Genomic DNA, 15,154 nt, shown 5'->3' on the forward strand with positions numbered 1-15,154 from the left:
ACAGCCCGGCGCACCGCCGTGCGACAGCGCGAACCAGAAACGAAACCCGGCTCCAACGCCGGTGGAGCGGTCAGCGCACGGACAGGATCAAGAAGCCAGCAACTGCTTCACCACAGCGGCCACCCGACCGCCCTCCGCGAGGCCGGCCACCTTCGGATTCACGATCTTCATCACCGCGCCCATCGCCCGCGGCCCCTCAGCGCCAGCAGCCCTCGCCTCACTGACGGCCTGCTCCACGATCTCGCGCAGCTCACCGTCCGACAGCTGCTTGGGCAGGTACTCGGCGAGGATCTCGCCCTCGGCGGTCTCCCGCGCGGCCTGCTCCGGCCGACCACCCTCGGCGAAGGCATCAGCCGCCTCACGGCGCTTCTTCGCCTCCTTGGCGATCACCTTCAACACCTCGTCGTCGGAGAGGACACGCGCCTGCTTGCCCGCGACCTCCTCCTTCGTGATCGCGGCCAGGGTCAGCCGGAGGGTGGAGGAGCGCAGCTCGTCCCGCCCCTTGATGGCAGCGGTGAGGTCGTCCTGCAGCTTGGTCTTGAGCGTGGTCATAGGTCGAGTCTGCCAGGTGGCCGAGGCTGGACGCTCCTGCGTTTGCGACCGGCACAGAAGCGTTCACGCCCCGCGCAGCGCAGGCAACTGCCACGACCGCGCCTCGCCAGCGCTGCCAACGACCCCGGATCACCGGACGGCCTTAGGTCGCTCGGCGCCAGTCTGCGACGATGGACAGATGCGCGCGCGTAACGGAGTCCCGCTGAAAGTCACCGCATCCCTCGCTGCGGTCGGAGCGGCCGGCGTCGCCTACGCCGCCGGCTTCGAAGCCCGATCCTTCCGACTGCGACGGGTGACCGTCCCCGTCCTCCCAGCCGGCATGCGCCCCCTACGGATACTCCAGGTCTCGGACATCCACATGGTCGGCGGACAGCACAAGAAGCGGCGCTGGCTTCAGTCACTGGCCGGGCTCCGCCCCGACTTCGTCGTGAACACCGGCGACAACCTCTCCGACACCGACGGAGTCCCCGAAGTCGTCGACGCCCTGGGCCCCCTGATGGAATTCCCCGGCGTGTACGTCTTCGGCTCCAACGACTACTACGGCCCGCGGCTACGCAACCCCGGCCGCTACCTGATCGAGAAAGTCCAGGGGCGACACGGACTCAACGGCAACAAGCCCGTGGTGGGCGCCGTCCACAACCCCTGGGAAGAGCTGCGCGACGCCTTCGACGCCGCCGGCTGGATCAACCTCACCAACACCCGCGGCCGTCTCAAGATCGACGGGCTGGACCTCGCCTTCACCGGGCTGGACGACCCGCACATCAAGCGGGACCGGTACACCCACGTCGCCGGCGGCCCGGACGCCACCGCCGACTTCTCGATCGCCGTGGTCCACGCCCCCTACCTCCGCGTCCTGGACTCCTTCACCGCCGACGACTACCCGCTGATCCTCGCCGGGCACACCCACGGCGGGCAGCTCTGCATCCCCCTCTACGGCGCACTGGTCACCAACTGCGACCTGGACACCGACCGCGTCAAGGGCCTGTCCGCCCACGAGGTCGACGGCCACCGCTCCTACCTCCACGTCTCCGCGGGCTGCGGCACCAACCGCTTCACCCCGGTCCGCTTCGCCTGCCCACCGGAAGCGACGCTGCTGACCCTCACCCCCAGGGCTTGATCAACGCCCGGGCCCGGCCGGGGATAACCGGATTTCGTCTCCGGCCACGGGTCCGCTAAAGTAATCGATGTCGCCACGGCACATGCAAGAGCCCGGCGGCGATCGGGGTGTAGCGCAGCTTGGCAGCGCGCTTCGTTCGGGACGAAGAGGTCGTGGGTTCAAATCCCGCCACCCCGACAGAGTTAAGACCAGGTCAGGGGCCTGATCCGCATCGCGGATCAGGCCCCTGAGTGGTTTCCGGGGTCTCGGGGAGTGGCGCGGGGAGTGGATCAAGAAAACGTCGCGTCGTGATCCACTCCCCGCACTCCCCGGCGGGTGACTACCACTCCCCCGCACGCAAAGAAGTTGCCCTGCCTCCGTGGAGTCGGAGACAGGGCCTTCGGGCCTACCTACGAACGCTCAGCAGCGCATCTAGGGTCGGAACCCGTGATCGCGGGGAGAGAGCCAGCCTCGCGGCCAGCGACTCCTCCCACTGCTCGGTGAGGCCGTCCATGAGCCTCTTCCTCATTCCCTTCGTGATGTGGGTGTAGCGGGCCTGGACCGAGCCGTCCTCGTGCCCCATCCGTTCGTCCATGAGCTTCGGCGGGGTGCCGAGCTCTTCCAGGACCGTCTTGTGGGTGTGCCGGAGTCCGTGCGGGGTGAGGCCTCGGGCGATGGGCAGCCAACAGGCCTCCGCTCGCCCGGAGGCGTTGCGCCCCCGGACAGGGACGCCAGGCCAGGAATCGGCCGACAGCGGGACCGGGTGGGGTTCGTACGGGGCCTTCTTCGGATACCAGCCGGTTGCTGCCGGCTGGAACAACCAGGTGGCGTATCCGTTCCGACGCCAGTGCGCCGCCGTCTCCCCGACGGAAGCACCGCGGACGTACCCGAGTTCGGCGATCGCCGACTCGACCTTGGCTCGGGTCGCCTCCGCCACTGCATCCGGCCGGTTGAGCACGTTCGAGACGGTTCCGGTCGAGACTCCGGCGTGGCGGGCGACGTCGACCAGCTTGACGCCGGAGCGACGAGCGGAGTCGTTGGCTACGCCATAGCCGCTGAACACATGTGCCCGTCCGTGGCAGGCACAGGGCTTCGGCTTCGTGCGGGCGATGTGGCCCAGATACAGGCTGGACAGCCACTCCGGAACGTCGATGTCACGATAGGAGTCGTCTTTGGGCGGACAATGGTGCAATTCCCCCGAATCCAGCTCGTACAGCTGCCACTCAACCCGCACCTTCTCAGGTCGGGCAAACTTCGGCTCCAGGCCGACGATCTCGCCCCAGCGCAAGCCGGTGTAGCCCTTCAGGACCGTGGCCACGAACTCGTCGTCCCGGCCCGAGAGCAACGATGCCCGCTCGGCGATGAGCAGGATGCCGAGGGCATCGGTCACCACCTTCTCCGGAGCCCGGTTGCGCGAGCGGCCGGCCCGCTTGCCCCGGCCTCGCCGCTTGGTGGCGGGGTTGGAGTCCCGCAGCCCCTCGTCCACCGCATCACTGAGGATGAGGTGGAGTGTGCCGCGCCAGGTCTTGACGCTGGACGCCGCGTAGAGGGGCTTCTCCTTCTTCTCCCAGGTGTCGATGTCCGTCCGCTGGATGTCGGCGACGGCCTTGTCCTCGAACTCGGGGAGGAGGTGTTCCTCGATGTGCCGCTTGTAGTTCTGCATCGTGGACGCGGCGAGGTCCTGTGCTTCGTACCAGCGGTTGACGTAGCTTCCGAACGTCTCCTTCTCGGCTTTCGTGTCCTTCCAGGTCCCCTTCCTGACCTCGGCTTCAAGGTCGTTCGCCGCCTTGGCCGCCTCACGCTTGGTGGTGAAGCGGATCGTGTTGCCGTCGGCGTCCTCGACGGTCCGGAGGACGCCAGGTGCGATCCAGTACCGGCCGCGGTACCAGTCGCCACGCTTCTCGCCGTATCCCAATGTTCCTCTCCTTCGTGACTGTCAGACGCTGGCGAGTTGGTGATCAACGCGGGCTGCTCTGCGTGGTTGCTTGGCCCGGAGCTGCGTGGCGACGACGGGAACCGCGCGGCTACGGCGCGAGCGCGAGGCAGGCGCCGTCTCAGGGACGGGCGGCTGCGCCCGCACCGGCCGCTGTTCGAAGACGCGGATGATCTCCGCGTAGTGCTCCGCCGTGAAGCGGTAGGCGCCGCCGGTCCGAATGAACGGGATCCGCCCGCGTCGGGCCTGCTCCTTCACCCACCACTCGGAGCACCCGAGGGCCTGGGCGACGGCCGCCGGGCGGTAGAGGGGCGGCAGCGTGACTGCGGTGACACTGTGACGGCTGTGACTGGTCATGCCTGTCCCCCGTTCTCGGACGGCACGATGTAGCCGCCGTCCTTCCTGATGAGCTGGACGTCCTTGGCCATCCGCGAGCAGGTCTGCCGTACGAGGTCGGACGTCAGCCCGGTCCCCTCGGCGATCTGCTTCGGCGCCACCCCGGGGTTCTCGCGGACGTAGCGCAGGATCGTCGCGCGGCTGTCGCCGATGGTGTGGTCGGCGGCGGGGCCTTCGAGGAGCTGCCAGGCGCCGGCCTCTGCGTAGAAGCGAAGCGCGTACTCTGCCTCGTCGACGTCACGGCCGGTCACGTGGAGAACGCCGTCGGCCTGGCCGCGGGCGCGCTTCAGGACGAGCGTGGCGTCTGCCGCTCCCGCGAGGCCGTTCGTGCCGGAGACCTCGGCGAGGAAGTCGTCCGAAGCGGCCTTGCGCACGTGGTGGACGAGGACCATGGCGACGCCGTAGTGGTCCGCGATCCGCTTCGCGTGACCGACGGCCGCGTAGTCGGCGTCATACGCCGAGGCGCCCGGGGCCGAGTTGCCGCGCATCTTCGCGAAGACGTCGATCACGACCATCCGCGCCTCGGGGTTGCGGTCGAGCCACTGGGCGATGGCCTCGTTCCCGCCCTGCGGCAGCGGCGGGCACGAGGTGGCCAGGGTCAGCCCCGACGGCGCACGGTTGCTGCCGAGGATCTTCCCCATGCGGGTCTGGAGCCGCCGCGGGGTGTCCTCCAGGGCGAGATACAGCACCGGTCCACCCTGGACGGGGATCGTGTCCATAGCCGTGCCACCGGCCGCGACCGAGAGAGCCAGGCCGAGGGAGAGCCAGGACTTGCCCACCTTCGGCGGACCGGCGAGCAGGTTGACGCCCTCGGAGATGATCCCGGGGACGGCCCACTTCGGCTCCGGGAACTCGGTGGCCATCAGCTCGTCGGCCGTCCAGGCCGTGCGGATGCGCTGCTGGGCGGGCTGGAGCGGGCGCGGCTCCGGCGGCGGGGTGGAGTAGAGGTGGGGCATGTCGTACGGGGTGTCGTTCACTTCGCCTCGTCACTCTCAGGGGTTTGCGCGGCGATCCACTTCGCGGCGGCGGAGCAGGAGGTGAAGCCCTCCTGAGCGCGCGACCAGCGGAGCGTCCTGACCCCGTACTCGCCCTTGGGCGACGGCAGAGCGGCGGCCGAGAACCGCTTGCCGCCGCGCGGACCGCGTCCCTCGTGGATCTCGCCGACCACGTCCGCCGCCGTCAGCCGCTGCGGCCTGGCACTGCTGACCAGGAACTCGTGCGGCTCGTCGTCGAACCAGGGCTGCCCCGGCCACAGGTAGAGGCCAGCCACCTTGCGCGGGGCCTCGCCGAAGCCGGTCGCTCGGGTGCTCGTGCTCCGGCTGCTGCCGCTCTCGCCCGTGACGACATGGGCGACGTGGCAGGCGAGGCAGACCACTCGCACCGTCGTGCGGGGATAGGAACCGCTGTGGTCGCAGTCCTCGTTCGGGCAGGCGTGCCGCTCGGTCGCGCCGCCGTACGACGAGCGGTAGTGCTCGTCGTCGCGGAGGTCGACGGTCCACGACGGCCGCGGGCAGTCTGCCCCGTGGGTCAGATCGCGCCAGCCGAAGTAGACGTCCTGAACGCTGAGGTTCATGCGGCCCTCCTCTCGATGATGCGGGGCTTGCGGGCACCGGCGCGGAGACCGGAGGCGACGGTGCGGCGGGCGTCCGACTCGTCCAGGGCCTTCCCCACGGCGGCGGCGACGAGCTTCGCCGTCACGTCGCTCTCGGCCAGCTCTCCACCGGCGACGAGCTGCCCGAGGGCCACGGACGCCTGATAGAGGGCGTTGTTCCGGTTGCCCTGGACGGCCCGCTCGACCCGCTGGATCTCTCCGGCGACGGCCGCCCCGAGGTAGCGGCCCAAGCCCTCGATGGCGAGTAGGGACACGTCCAGCGGACGCTGCGGCGGCAGCGCTGCCGGAGCTAGGAGCTTCGCCAGCCAACGCGGGAGCGGCACTGGGGCCGCCTCGTGGACGACCTGGTAGGGCCGCCCCTCGACCGTGCTGCCCGCGCCCACGACGTAGCCGCCGTTCGCCCGGGTGTCGATCTTCCAGCCGAGCTTGCCCGCCGTGTTCCGCAGAGCGGCGCCGGCCGGGGCCATGAAGTAGAGGTGAAGGCCTCCGCTGCCGCTCCGGACCGTGTACGTGTCGCTCGGGTACCGCTCGCCGTGTTCCTCGGCGAGCAGGCCGAGGGTGTCCGCGCCGTCGGTCACGCCTGCCGGGGTCCCGGCGGGCGGACGGTCCTCGTCTCTCTTGGGCACGTCCAGGTCGACGACGACCAAGCGCGAGGGGCCGGTGGCGATGCCGAGGTTGTAGGCGCCGGCCGACCAGCAGCGGGTGAGGCGGGCGGAGTCGGTCGTGGCGCGGGTCTCCCACGAGCGGACGGCCGGACGCTTGCCGCCCTGCACGAGCGGGAAGACGTGCCAGCCCCGTTCGGCCGAGTGCAGGACTGCCGGGGGTGGGGTGAAGTGGTGCATCCTGATAGCACCTCCTGATTCCTTGGATGGGGTGGGGAGGACCGGGGCAGCGGGCTTCGTTGGCCCGTCGACCGCTGCCCCGGGTCGATTCAGTGGTTCTGCGTGAGCAGCCAGGCGTGGTACTCCTCGCGGACGTACGCCTGGTGGTCGTCGGACGCGAACAGGTCGTGGCCCCTGAGGCTCAGCCCGCGGTGCTCGATGTCGTGTACGACCAGGCGATCGGCAGCGCCGAGCGCGGCCAGGACGAGCGGCACGACCGCGCCCTGGAGGGCGAGGCGGTCGAGCAGCGCCGCCTGGCGGAGCAGGAACTCACGGCTCGGCTCGAACCCCGGATCACCGGTGCACGCCCGGAGCCATGCCAACTCGTCGTCCAGCGCCGGAGCATCCGCGTAGGCGGCGCCCAGGTTCTCGGTGTTGGGCAGTTCAGGTGTCACGCCTTCTCCTAGTCGTTGGCGGTCAAGTGGGCGACGTAGCCCGGGCAGGCGGTCTCGGGACAGTCGCAGCCGTCACACTCAGCGCAGATGTCGCCGGAGCACTCGTCACACAGCTCGTGGCCGGGACAGTCGTAGCTGGCGCACTCGTCGCAGTACTGCTCGTCGTGGAACATTCGGTGGAGTCCCCTCTGGATCACATGTCAGGGATGGCGTTGGCGAGCGCCGCCATGACCTGGTCGATGGCCGGCGCGGCCGGGGTGTGGGAGAGGTGGTAGCCGAAGAGCACGGCGACGACGGCCGACACACCCCCGACGGACTTCGAGCGGATGAGCATGAAGAGCAGGAGTCCGAAGAGGAGCAGGGCGGAGATCGTGAAGGTCAAGATCAGTCCTCCGTTACGGGAGTTCGGGCGATACGGTCGGCCGGGGCGGCTGCGGCTCGTTGGCGGGGCACGAGGTGGCCGAGCAGCAGACTGAGCAGGGCGAGGTGTACGAGTCGGCGCACGGCGGTCTCCTCGTCAGCGGGTGCCGTCGTGGTGGAGCCGGACGGCGAGGTTGTAGAGGCGGCGTCCGACCCGGACGCGCTGCCCGTAGCCCTCGCAGCGACGGCAGTCGCGCCCGCGCTTGAGCCGCCCGCTGAAGCGGGAGACGTGGACCTTGGCACCCCAGCCCCTGCACTTGCGGCAGGCGCCGAGGGGGCTGGCCGCGCACAGGGCGGCGTAGCTGAGCGTGAGGAGCAGGAAGACCGTGGCGAAGTCGAACCACAAGGGCATGGAAACCCCTCTCAGGGCGGGATTCTGGGCTTGCGCAGGGAGTGGTGCTAGGCGCTAGTTCGCAGCTCAGAGGCCACTGACGCCGCTAGCGGAGGTGCTAGACCTAGCGGGGTGGCCCGCTAGGTCTAGCGGCACGGAGGGCTAGGCCGCGGCGGCTCCGCCGTCACGTTCGGCGACGGCTTGAGGAGATCGGCGCGCTTGATGCCGCGCCGGTTCGCGCCCTTGCCGTCCTCCGCGGTGCCCCAGACCTGCCCCGTGCGGACGCCGTACGGCTTGAGCGCGAGGGTCAGTTGCTCGCCCGTCCACTCGCCGTACACGCCGGGCCGCAGCTCGGCGAGGGCGGCTACCGCCACCTCGTTCCAGACCTTCTGGCTGCCCTCCGGGATGGCGGCGAGGAGATCGGCGAGCAGCTCGTACGTCGGGGCCCCCTCGGCCTCCGGCTGCTCGCCGGCTGCGTGGCCCGCGAGCGTTCCGGCGCGCTCGCGCAGGACGCGGGCTCGAAGGGCGATGCGGTCGGCTTCCACGGCGTCGATGAACGCGGACCGTACGATCCGGGCGTCCGCGCCTTCGCCGAGGAAGTAGCTGACGCCCTTCTCGGACCAGGCGAACAGGGTGGCACGTACGCCCCGCTTGTAGGCACCGGTCCCGAGGACCATGTCGTTCTCGACCTGGCCCATGACCTTGAGGCACCAGCGGGCAGAGGCGTTGGCGCTGATCGCCTTCGGGATGCTGTCCTTGTCCGGCCGCTGCGTCGCCTGCAGCAGCACGATCCCGGTCGCGGGGCCGCGCTTCACGAGGTCGACGCAGATCTCCTCGAACTCCGCGCCGTACTTGTCGTGTTCGAACCAGACCTGACACTCGTCGACGCCGATGACGATCGGGTGCAGGCCGAGCGAGCGCTTCGACGCCAGCTCGGTCGTCACCTTCGACTCGGGGCAGAGGTCCTTGGGCAAGGACCGGATGGCCTTCGCCCGCCGTCGCATCTCCTCGCGGACCGCTCGGAGGTCGGCAATCGCGTACTCGATGTCCGCGTCTTCCTCCCCGGCCCGGTGCCGGTAGCCGACCCGGTCCCCGACTGCGTCCAGGTCGCCAGTGCCCTTGAGGTCGTACGTGTGGATCTCCGCCCGCACGTCGAGGGCGGCGATGAGCAGCAGGAGGCGGAGGAGGAAGGTCTTGCCCATCCGGGGGATGGCGCCGATCACGCCCGCGATGAACATAAGCGTGATGCCGACCCAACGGCCCCGCTGGTCCGTCCCCCAGTCGATCGGCCGGAAGAGGTCCACCGTCCCCGACTTCGCGAGCGGCCAGGGCGCCTGCCGGGTCTTCGACAGGTCCTGGTCACCGACCCACAGCCGGAGGCGCCCGGTGTGCTCGTCTGCCGTGGCTTCCGGCCAGACGCAGCCGAGTGGGCGGCGCAGACCGGAGGCCAGGCGCTCGCGCCGGTCGGCGACGTCGGTCACGGTCACGCCGTACGGGAGATCCCCCTCGGCGAGCCAGCCGGGGCCGTCCCGGGTGATCGGGGCGGTGAAGGTGAAGCCGGGGCCGCCCTTGGCCTGGTCCTGGTTGATCGCCGGAATGCCGAGGGAGCCCAGGGCCCGGAGGACGATGTCGCTCGTGAGCTTGGTCGCCTTCGGGATTTCCACAGCCCTGTTGATGACCGGAGCGTCGGCCGACTGTCCGAGCCGACCGAGCATCATCACGCCGACCGCCGTAGCGAGCACCGTCAGCCATGTCGGGGCGACGACGTACAGGGCTGCGGCAACAATCGGGCCGACGCCGGCCGCGACGATCGAAACGAGAGTCCGCCATCGGACCCGTCGGTCCCGCTGCCGGGACAGCTTGAGGTAGTCGCCGACGTCTTCGCGCCTGGCGGCGTCCAGCCGCAACGGATCCCCCTCCGCGTCCGACACCCACCGCATCGAGTTACCGAGGAATCGGGCGGCGCCGAGCGGCGCCTGTACGGTGAGCCGGAGTGCGTACCAGGGCGTTCGTACAGCGTGATAGGCGGCGACGTGCCAGGCATACGCCGCGACACCCTTCCCCGCGGTCTTGAACTCGGCCCAGGATCGCGCCCACGCGGGGATGACCGGGCGCCGCTTCGAGCCGAGGACGCGATCCATGAGGCCGAGGCCTGACGGTCCGCCGGGGCGGTCCACCATGGTCACGGCGGTCGGGTCAGCCGACTCGTCCGGTTCGACCGGAGCCGACTCAGCAGGACGGCCGGTACCCGACTCTCCGCCCTCCGGGCCGGATGCCGACTCCGGGGAGCCAGCATCGATCTCCTTCTCCAGGCGCGCGAAGAGTTCGTGCTCGTGAGCGTCACCGCTCTCGTGTTTCACTGACATTCCTTCCTGAACGGGGGCAGCCGGGCCTCGGCCCTACCCGCCAAAGCAGCGGCCGGCCCGGCGAAAGAGGTGGGGCGGTCTTCGTCGTCAGACGCCAGCCGGGTCGGGCAGCATCTGTTCCTCGCGCTCAGTCCTGAGGACGTCCCGAAGCTGACGGGACCGGTCCTGGCTGCACCCGACGGCCTTGCGGATCCGCTCGGCGTCCAGGTGCTCGTAGGACCAGTCGGCCGTTAGGGAACGGGCCTTGGTGAGCACTTCGTCCCAGCTCATGCGGGGACTGTTCTTGTCTCGTGCGGCATGGCGTCGTGGCTGGGGCTTTGGAGGCTCGGTCTCCTCGTGCTCGTCCTGGGCCGCTTCGCGGTCGAGTTCGCCCATCCGGAGAAGTACGAGGTCACGGCGCGGCGCCTTCGAGCGCCACCGGCGGCCGTACTGCTCGCGCAGCTCGGCGCGGGCCAGCAGGCGCCTCTTCTCCTCGTGCAGGGCCTCGCGGTAGTCGGTCAGCTCCCAGAGCACCATGCGTCGCCAGAGGGCGAGCGTCGCGCGGGGCGCGAAGAGCCAGCGGGAGCGCCGGATGCGTTCCATCCGGCGGCCGGTGGCCGCGCCGATCCGTACGGCGTACCCGTGGGCGACGATCTCGCTGAGGACGACCCAGAGGAGCGGCATCGTCCCGTGTGCGATCCGGGCGGAAGTCGACGAACCAGCCGCGATGTTCAGCCAGCAGGTGACGAGGGTCAGCGCCCACGGCACCACACGGACCCAGGCCAGCGGCATACCGAACCGGATGAGCAGAAGGTTCGCCGCGGTGAAGACGGGGATCGCGAAGTCGATGCCGATCGGGAGCATCCAGGGCTGCGTGAAGCCCCAGCGTTCCGCCGCCCCCGAGACGGAGTTGAACGAGGAGGCCAGGCCGAGGCCGCCGACTCCGGCGCCGGCGCCGGCGGGGGCGACTGTGCCGAGGAGTACCCGCTCGCTTCTCGTGAGGGGCGGGAGCTGAGTAAGCGTCGCGGTGTGCGGGTCGGGCTTGTTCACGCGGCCTTCCTCGACCACGGAGCCCGGGGCTTCACGGCCCGGTTCTTCAGCGGCACCACGCTCATCAGCTGCTCGGCGTAGAGCGTGTTCAGCAGCGACACCTCGTCAGCGTCGCTCGACTCCCGCAGCTCCGCCAGCACGTCACGGGCGGCGGCGAGCCGGACGGCCTGCTGCTCGTCGGTCTCGTCCGGCATGCCGAGGAACAGTTCGCGGAAGTCCTCGGGCATCGGGACGTCGAACTCGAACCCGTAGGCGAGCTCGCTGAATTCAAGGGTGTTCACGGCCTCCTGGCCGCCAACGTACGTGCGCATCGGTCTCTCCTGAGTCCGGGATGGGATGGGAGAGCCGAGGGCGGTGGGCATCGTTTGGCCCGTCGACCACCGCCGTCGGCAGGGAAGTGCGGAAAGGCGCGAGACCGGGTCAGACGCGGAAGCGGCGGGGCCCGGTCAGGCGAACCCACGAGTCGTGCGCGAGCTTGACACCGGTGCAGCAGCCGAGGCCCGTCAGGAAGGCCAACGGCCATCCGGCGCCGAGCTCCTGGGCGGAACGCCAGCCGATGACGGCGGCGGCCAGGGCCACGACGAGGGCGAGCACGGACACGACGGTGTAAGCGGCGCTCGGCGGCCGGCTGTGGCGGGCCACGAGGACCAGGTCGTAGGGCGCGGTCAGCCGTACGCCGCCGCCCGAGAGCTGGAGTGCGACGAGGTTGCCTTCCGCGTTGGTGGCCATCCCGGCCACGGTGGCAAGGACCATGTCACCGCGGTCGCGGACGACATCGCCGATGGCGAGCTGCATGGGTCCCCCTTCGGGAACAGATGGCGGACCGGAGGGGGAAGTCCCGCCCCCGGATGGAACGGGCCCCGCCGGGAGCGACGGCGCCGAAGATCAAGTGCGCTGTTCTTTCAGGCGCGCTGTTGAGTTCTCAAGGGACGAATGCGGCCTTCGTACTCACCCCTGCGGGCTTTCCTCCGGGCATCAGGCGTCGTAACTCCTAAAGAGGTCAAGTCCTCAAGACCTCTTTAGGAGTGGTCAGCACTATCGCGCATGCCTCCTCCGGTCGTCAAGACCTCTTTAGGAGTCGTATGCTGGCGGCGTCCCTCGACTGGAACGGTGAGCACCGCATGGCTAAGGCGTACGAGAAGATCGCCGATGAGCTGAGAGAGGCCATCCGTGCAGGTCAGCTAGCGCCTGGCGACAAGCTTCCGGCGGAGACTGCGCTGGCCGAGCGGTACAAGAAGAGCGTCCCGACGATTCGGGAAGCACTCCGTCTCCTCCAAGACGAGGGGCTGATCGAGAAGAAGCACGGCCGCGGCAACTTCGTCCGCCGGCCCCGCACCCCCGTGCTCCGCACCAACCTGCGTCACCAGTGGGAGAAGCATCGAGCCCGCGAGACCGAGCAGGAGCGGCTCCAGACCGGTGCCACCGAGCACGACACGGGACTCCAGGTGGACGACCTCGTCTTCCACGCCTCCTATAGCGAGGCCAAGGCGGGCAAGTCCCTGGCGGATGCCTTCGGAGTCCCGGAAGGCACGGCTCTGGTCGAGCGGGTCTATCGGACGCGGTACGCGGCGGAGACCGCTCCCTTCGCCCTCGTGTCCTCGTATCTGGTGCGCGACATGGTCGCTGTGAATCCCGACCTCCTGGACGAGACCAAGGAGCCGTGGCCCGGCGGCACGCAGAACCAGCTCATGACGATCGGCGTAGAACTCGACCGCATCGAGGAACTGGTCATGGCTCGTCCACCGACGCCAGAGGAAGCCGAGGAGCTGGAGCTCCCGCCGGGGACGTCGGTCCTCGTCCTCCGCAAGACCTCGTACGACACCGACAACCGCGCCGTGGAGATCTCCGATGTGACACTGCCCGGCGACCGCACGGAAATGCTCTTCACCACTCTCCTGGAAAGGTGGTGAGTGCTGCCGTGAGCCGGCGCATCATCATCGTTACCGCTGTCCACGCTCCGTCGGCGCATTTCCTGCCGGACGCCTACAGATCCATCTGTGAGCAGGGACTTCCCGACGGCTGGGAGTGGCACTGGCTGATCCAGGAGGACGGCAAGACCGACCAGGTCGCCCCGCACGTCCCCGACGACGAGCGCGTGTCGTTCCGTCAGGGCAGGTCGGGCGGTCCCGGCGTCGCACGCATGATGGCGATGGCCCACGCGGACGGCGACTACGTCAAGGTCCTGGACGCCGACGACCAGTTGGCCCCGGGTGTGCTGGCCCGCGACCTGGCCGCGCTCGAAGCGGATGCGTCGATCGGCTGGGCCACGTCCCGCGTGCTCGACTTCCTTCCCGACGGCTCGACTGCCGGCTTCCCCGGCGACCCGGAGCCCGGTGTGATCGAGCCCGGCGAGGTCCTGGAGTACTGGAAGGCGAACGACTTCCGCGCCCAGGTCCACCCGGCCACACTCTTCGTCCGCAAGGATCTGCTCCTCGCCCTCGGCGGCTGGATGGCACTGCCGGCCTCCGAGGACACCGGCTTGCTGATGGCGCTGAACGCGACGAGCCGCGGCTGGTTCTCGGCCGAGGTCGGCCTTCTGTACCGCAAGTGGCCCGGACAGGCGACGAGCCAGCCTTCCCACATGGAAGCGGTGGAGCGGGACGCGCGCATGGCCGTCGTCCGGGCGCGGGCGGAGAAGCTGGCCGAGTTCGGGTGGCGGTACCCGACTAGCGACTGATCGGGACCTCGTAGACGATCTCGCAGAGAGCGGCGGGCACGACGATGTCGGCCGTCTCTACGGGGCGCCCGGCGTCGCTGTAGTAGGTCCGCTGGATGCGCGTGACGAGCGCGCCCCGCTGTACGCCGAGGAGGGCTGCCTCCTCGGCGTTCGCGTGTCCGGGCTCCGGCCGCTCCTCGGCGCGACTGACCTTGATGCCGATCTCCGCCATTCGGTGCACCACACCCATTCCGGCGTACGGCCCACCCTCGGGCAGGACGGCGAGCGTGCCAGACGTGACGCTGTAGGGCTCCCAACTCGTCGACACCAGCACGGGCTTGCCGTCGGCCAGGTACTCGTACGAGGTACGCACGCAGTAGTCCGCCTCGGGGATACTCAGGCGTGAGGCGATGTCGGCCGGAGCCGGCACCATCGCTTCGCTTCGGCTCTCCCACGTACCCCTCTTGCCGAGCGCCGCCATCTCCGCGCGGAACAGGGAGCCATCGGTGTGCTCGCGCTGCTGTGAGCGGACCATGCGCAGTCGTTCCCGCGGCTCGGCAACATAGGTACCCGAACCCGCCCGCCCTTCCAGGACGCCCTGCGAGATGAGCAACTCCTGGGCACGTCGGATGACTGCCTCACCCACTCCGCACTCCTGCGCGAGCTGCGCCCGCGAGGGCAGCCGGTCCCCCGGAGTCCATTCCTGGTCCGCGATGCGCCGTCGTAGCACGTCAGCGATGTGGAGATACGGAGGCTGCTCAGACATATGGAAAATCTAGACCACCACCTCTAATCTAGATAACTAGCTTGCTCTTAGCTATCTAGATTGTGGGGGTGATCAAGTGCAGTCAGGGGACGGGTTCGTGGCACCTCCCGAAGATCGCATCGCCCGCATGGCCGCACGCTTCTCCGCCTTGGGGCTCACGCCGGTCACGACGCACCACGACGGCTACGCCGGCATCGACGTATACATCCCTCGAACGATCTCCCGCGAGCAGTGGCAAGAGCTTCTGGCAGTGCTGACGACGGCCGACCATTTCGGGCTCGTCGACAGCAGCGAGGACGGCCGCAGCGTATGGGCCGGAGTCGACAGGAACCCCCGCAGCGGTGTGCGCCGCCCGGGGGTATGGCCATCAGCCTCAAGGAGCTGATCAGCGTGTTCAACCGTATCCGTGACGCGCTCGGACGCACCAGTGCGCGGCTCCGTGCGTCGAAAGGCCGGCACCGGCTCGACCACGTAACACCCGCTCGACCGAAGGTCGTTCACCTCGGACGAGCCGTTCAGCAGCTTGGCGCGGCCCGGTGGGATGTTCTCGCCTGCGAGGAGACGGCACTCGTCCGCCCGTACGTGCTGGCCGCCGAGGAGCGTGCACGGCGCTTGTCCTACGAGGTCAGTGCTGCCGTGTGGTGGATGCCGGCGGAGGCGGCGCTGTGACGGCCCGAAGCCGCCGGACCCACGTGACCCCCGCCCGCGTTGTCTCCCCGTA

General features: G+C 69.5%; 19 protein-coding genes, 1 tRNA gene and 1 pseudogene. 6 read left to right on the forward strand and 15 right to left on the reverse strand.

Features of this window, described 5'->3' with window-relative positions:
* Positions 1–87: 87 nt before the first annotated feature.
* Entirely contained in the window at positions 88–552 is a 465-nt protein-coding gene (locus ACFYMC_RS02905) for a GatB/YqeY domain-containing protein (protein ID WP_388517782.1), read from the reverse strand.
* A 178-nt stretch (positions 553–730) separates the two neighbouring features.
* Here ACFYMC_RS02905 and ACFYMC_RS02910 point away from each other — a divergent pair, with 178 nt between their 5' ends.
* Positions 731–1,669 (forward strand): metallophosphoesterase, encoded by a 939-nt coding sequence (locus ACFYMC_RS02910; protein WP_388517785.1) that lies wholly within the window; start codon positions 731–733, stop codon positions 1,667–1,669.
* Between the two features lie 103 nt (positions 1,670–1,772).
* Positions 1,773–1,846: transfer RNA gene (locus tag ACFYMC_RS02915), tRNA-Pro, on the forward strand.
* Positions 1,847–2,054: 208 nt separating this feature from the next.
* Here ACFYMC_RS02915 and ACFYMC_RS02920 read toward each other — a convergent pair.
* From ACFYMC_RS02920 to ACFYMC_RS02980, 13 genes and pseudogenes are all read right to left on the reverse strand, one after another.
* Positions 2,055–3,563, reverse strand: a complete 1,509-nt coding sequence (locus ACFYMC_RS02920; RefSeq protein ID WP_388517788.1) for a LacI family DNA-binding transcriptional regulator — start codon at positions 3,561–3,563, stop codon at positions 2,055–2,057.
* 21 nt (positions 3,564–3,584) lie between these two features.
* Complete coding sequence (locus tag ACFYMC_RS02925) at positions 3,585–3,938, reverse strand: DNA-binding protein (protein WP_388517791.1); 354 nt, start codon at positions 3,936–3,938, stop codon at positions 3,585–3,587.
* Positions 3,935–4,954: an AAA family ATPase gene (locus ACFYMC_RS02930; RefSeq protein WP_388517793.1), complete on the reverse strand. Its 1,020-nt coding sequence runs from the start codon at positions 4,952–4,954 to the stop codon at positions 3,935–3,937. The genes ACFYMC_RS02925 and ACFYMC_RS02930 overlap by 4 nt, the downstream gene beginning before the upstream one ends.
* Positions 4,951–5,550, reverse strand: a complete 600-nt coding sequence (locus ACFYMC_RS02935; protein WP_388517796.1) for a hypothetical protein — start codon at positions 5,548–5,550, stop codon at positions 4,951–4,953. The genes ACFYMC_RS02930 and ACFYMC_RS02935 overlap by 4 nt, the downstream gene beginning before the upstream one ends.
* Positions 5,547–6,431: a bifunctional DNA primase/polymerase gene (locus tag ACFYMC_RS02940; RefSeq protein WP_388517799.1), complete on the reverse strand. Its 885-nt coding sequence runs from the start codon at positions 6,429–6,431 to the stop codon at positions 5,547–5,549. The genes ACFYMC_RS02935 and ACFYMC_RS02940 overlap by 4 nt, the downstream gene beginning before the upstream one ends.
* Positions 6,432–6,520: 89 nt before the next feature.
* Entirely contained in the window at positions 6,521–6,865 is a 345-nt protein-coding gene (locus ACFYMC_RS02945) for a hypothetical protein (protein WP_388517801.1), read from the reverse strand.
* A gap of 8 nt (positions 6,866–6,873) precedes the next feature.
* Positions 6,874–7,038, reverse strand: a complete 165-nt coding sequence (locus ACFYMC_RS02950) for a hypothetical protein (RefSeq protein ID WP_388517804.1) — start codon at positions 7,036–7,038, stop codon at positions 6,874–6,876.
* Positions 7,039–7,058: 20 nt separating this feature from the next.
* Positions 7,059–7,247 carry a hypothetical protein gene (locus tag ACFYMC_RS02955; protein ID WP_388517807.1) on the reverse strand — a complete coding sequence of 63 codons (189 nt, stop codon included), beginning with the start codon at positions 7,245–7,247 and terminating at the stop codon, positions 7,059–7,061.
* Positions 7,248–7,382: 135 nt separating this feature from the next.
* Entirely contained in the window at positions 7,383–7,637 is a 255-nt protein-coding gene (locus ACFYMC_RS02960; protein ID WP_388517810.1) for a hypothetical protein, read from the reverse strand.
* Between the two features lie 141 nt (positions 7,638–7,778).
* Positions 7,779–9,976, reverse strand: a pseudogene (locus ACFYMC_RS02965) (cell division protein FtsK).
* A 93-nt stretch (positions 9,977–10,069) separates the two neighbouring features.
* Complete coding sequence (locus ACFYMC_RS02970) at positions 10,070–11,011, reverse strand: DUF2637 domain-containing protein (RefSeq protein WP_388517813.1); 942 nt, start codon at positions 11,009–11,011, stop codon at positions 10,070–10,072.
* Complete coding sequence (locus tag ACFYMC_RS02975; RefSeq protein WP_388517816.1) at positions 11,008–11,322, reverse strand: hypothetical protein; 315 nt, start codon at positions 11,320–11,322, stop codon at positions 11,008–11,010. The genes ACFYMC_RS02970 and ACFYMC_RS02975 overlap by 4 nt, the downstream gene beginning before the upstream one ends.
* Positions 11,323–11,431: 109 nt before the next feature.
* A complete protein-coding gene (locus tag ACFYMC_RS02980; RefSeq protein ID WP_388517819.1) occupies positions 11,432–11,806 on the reverse strand; it encodes a hypothetical protein in 375 nt (124 codons plus the stop codon).
* A gap of 326 nt (positions 11,807–12,132) precedes the next feature.
* Between ACFYMC_RS02980 and ACFYMC_RS02985 the strand changes: the two genes are divergently transcribed.
* Together ACFYMC_RS02985 and ACFYMC_RS02990 are read left to right on the forward strand one after the other, a co-directional pair.
* Positions 12,133–12,921 (forward strand): GntR family transcriptional regulator, encoded by a 789-nt coding sequence (locus ACFYMC_RS02985; protein ID WP_388517960.1) that lies wholly within the window; start codon positions 12,133–12,135, stop codon positions 12,919–12,921.
* 8 nt (positions 12,922–12,929) lie between these two features.
* Positions 12,930–13,688, forward strand: coding sequence for a glycosyltransferase family 2 protein (locus tag ACFYMC_RS02990; protein ID WP_388517821.1), 759 nt, complete (start codon positions 12,930–12,932; stop codon positions 13,686–13,688).
* Here the strand turns inward: ACFYMC_RS02990 and ACFYMC_RS02995 are convergent.
* Entirely contained in the window at positions 13,678–14,433 is a 756-nt protein-coding gene (locus ACFYMC_RS02995; RefSeq protein WP_388517824.1) for a GntR family transcriptional regulator, read from the reverse strand. The genes ACFYMC_RS02990 and ACFYMC_RS02995 overlap by 11 nt on opposite strands.
* Before the next feature lie 97 nt (positions 14,434–14,530).
* Between ACFYMC_RS02995 and ACFYMC_RS03000 the strand changes: the two genes are divergently transcribed.
* Both ACFYMC_RS03000 and ACFYMC_RS03005 read left to right on the forward strand, forming a co-directional pair.
* Positions 14,531–14,818, forward strand: a complete 288-nt coding sequence (locus ACFYMC_RS03000; protein ID WP_388517827.1) for a hypothetical protein — start codon at positions 14,531–14,533, stop codon at positions 14,816–14,818.
* A complete protein-coding gene (locus ACFYMC_RS03005; protein ID WP_388517829.1) occupies positions 14,794–15,102 on the forward strand; it encodes a hypothetical protein in 309 nt (102 codons plus the stop codon). The genes ACFYMC_RS03000 and ACFYMC_RS03005 overlap by 25 nt, the downstream gene beginning before the upstream one ends.
* Positions 15,103–15,154 lie beyond the last annotated feature (52 nt).

The sequence above is a fragment of the Streptomyces sp. NPDC006879 genome (assembly GCF_042869595.1).
Taxonomy (GTDB): Bacteria; Actinomycetota; Actinomycetes; order Streptomycetales; family Streptomycetaceae; genus Streptomyces.

What these genes read in the sequence shown, in the direction of transcription:
- ACFYMC_RS02905 (WP_388517782.1), bottom strand. Translation starts at nt 552, where the DNA reads ATGACCACGCTCAAGACCAAGCTGCAGGACGACCTCACCGCTGCCATC.
- ACFYMC_RS02910 (WP_388517785.1), top strand. Translation starts at nt 731, where the DNA reads ATGCGCGCGCGTAACGGAGTCCCGCTGAAAGTCACCGCATCCCTCGCT.
- ACFYMC_RS02925 (WP_388517791.1), bottom strand. Translation starts at nt 3,938, where the DNA reads ATGACCAGTCACAGCCGTCACAGTGTCACCGCAGTCACGCTGCCGCCC.
- ACFYMC_RS02935 (WP_388517796.1), bottom strand. Translation starts at nt 5,550, where the DNA reads ATGAACCTCAGCGTTCAGGACGTCTACTTCGGCTGGCGCGATCTGACC.
- ACFYMC_RS02940 (WP_388517799.1), bottom strand. Translation starts at nt 6,431, where the DNA reads ATGCACCACTTCACCCCACCCCCGGCAGTCCTGCACTCGGCCGAACGG.
- ACFYMC_RS02950 (WP_388517804.1), bottom strand. Translation starts at nt 7,038, where the DNA reads ATGTTCCACGACGAGCAGTACTGCGACGAGTGCGCCAGCTACGACTGT.
- ACFYMC_RS02960 (WP_388517810.1), bottom strand. Translation starts at nt 7,637, where the DNA reads ATGCCCTTGTGGTTCGACTTCGCCACGGTCTTCCTGCTCCTCACGCTC.
- ACFYMC_RS02975 (WP_388517816.1), bottom strand. Translation starts at nt 11,322, where the DNA reads ATGCGCACGTACGTTGGCGGCCAGGAGGCCGTGAACACCCTTGAATTC.
- ACFYMC_RS02980 (WP_388517819.1), bottom strand. Translation starts at nt 11,806, where the DNA reads ATGCAGCTCGCCATCGGCGATGTCGTCCGCGACCGCGGTGACATGGTC.
- ACFYMC_RS02985 (WP_388517960.1), top strand. Translation starts at nt 12,133, where the DNA reads ATGGCTAAGGCGTACGAGAAGATCGCCGATGAGCTGAGAGAGGCCATC.
- ACFYMC_RS02995 (WP_388517824.1), bottom strand. Translation starts at nt 14,433, where the DNA reads ATGTCTGAGCAGCCTCCGTATCTCCACATCGCTGACGTGCTACGACGG.
- ACFYMC_RS03005 (WP_388517829.1), top strand. Translation starts at nt 14,794, where the DNA reads ATGGCCATCAGCCTCAAGGAGCTGATCAGCGTGTTCAACCGTATCCGT.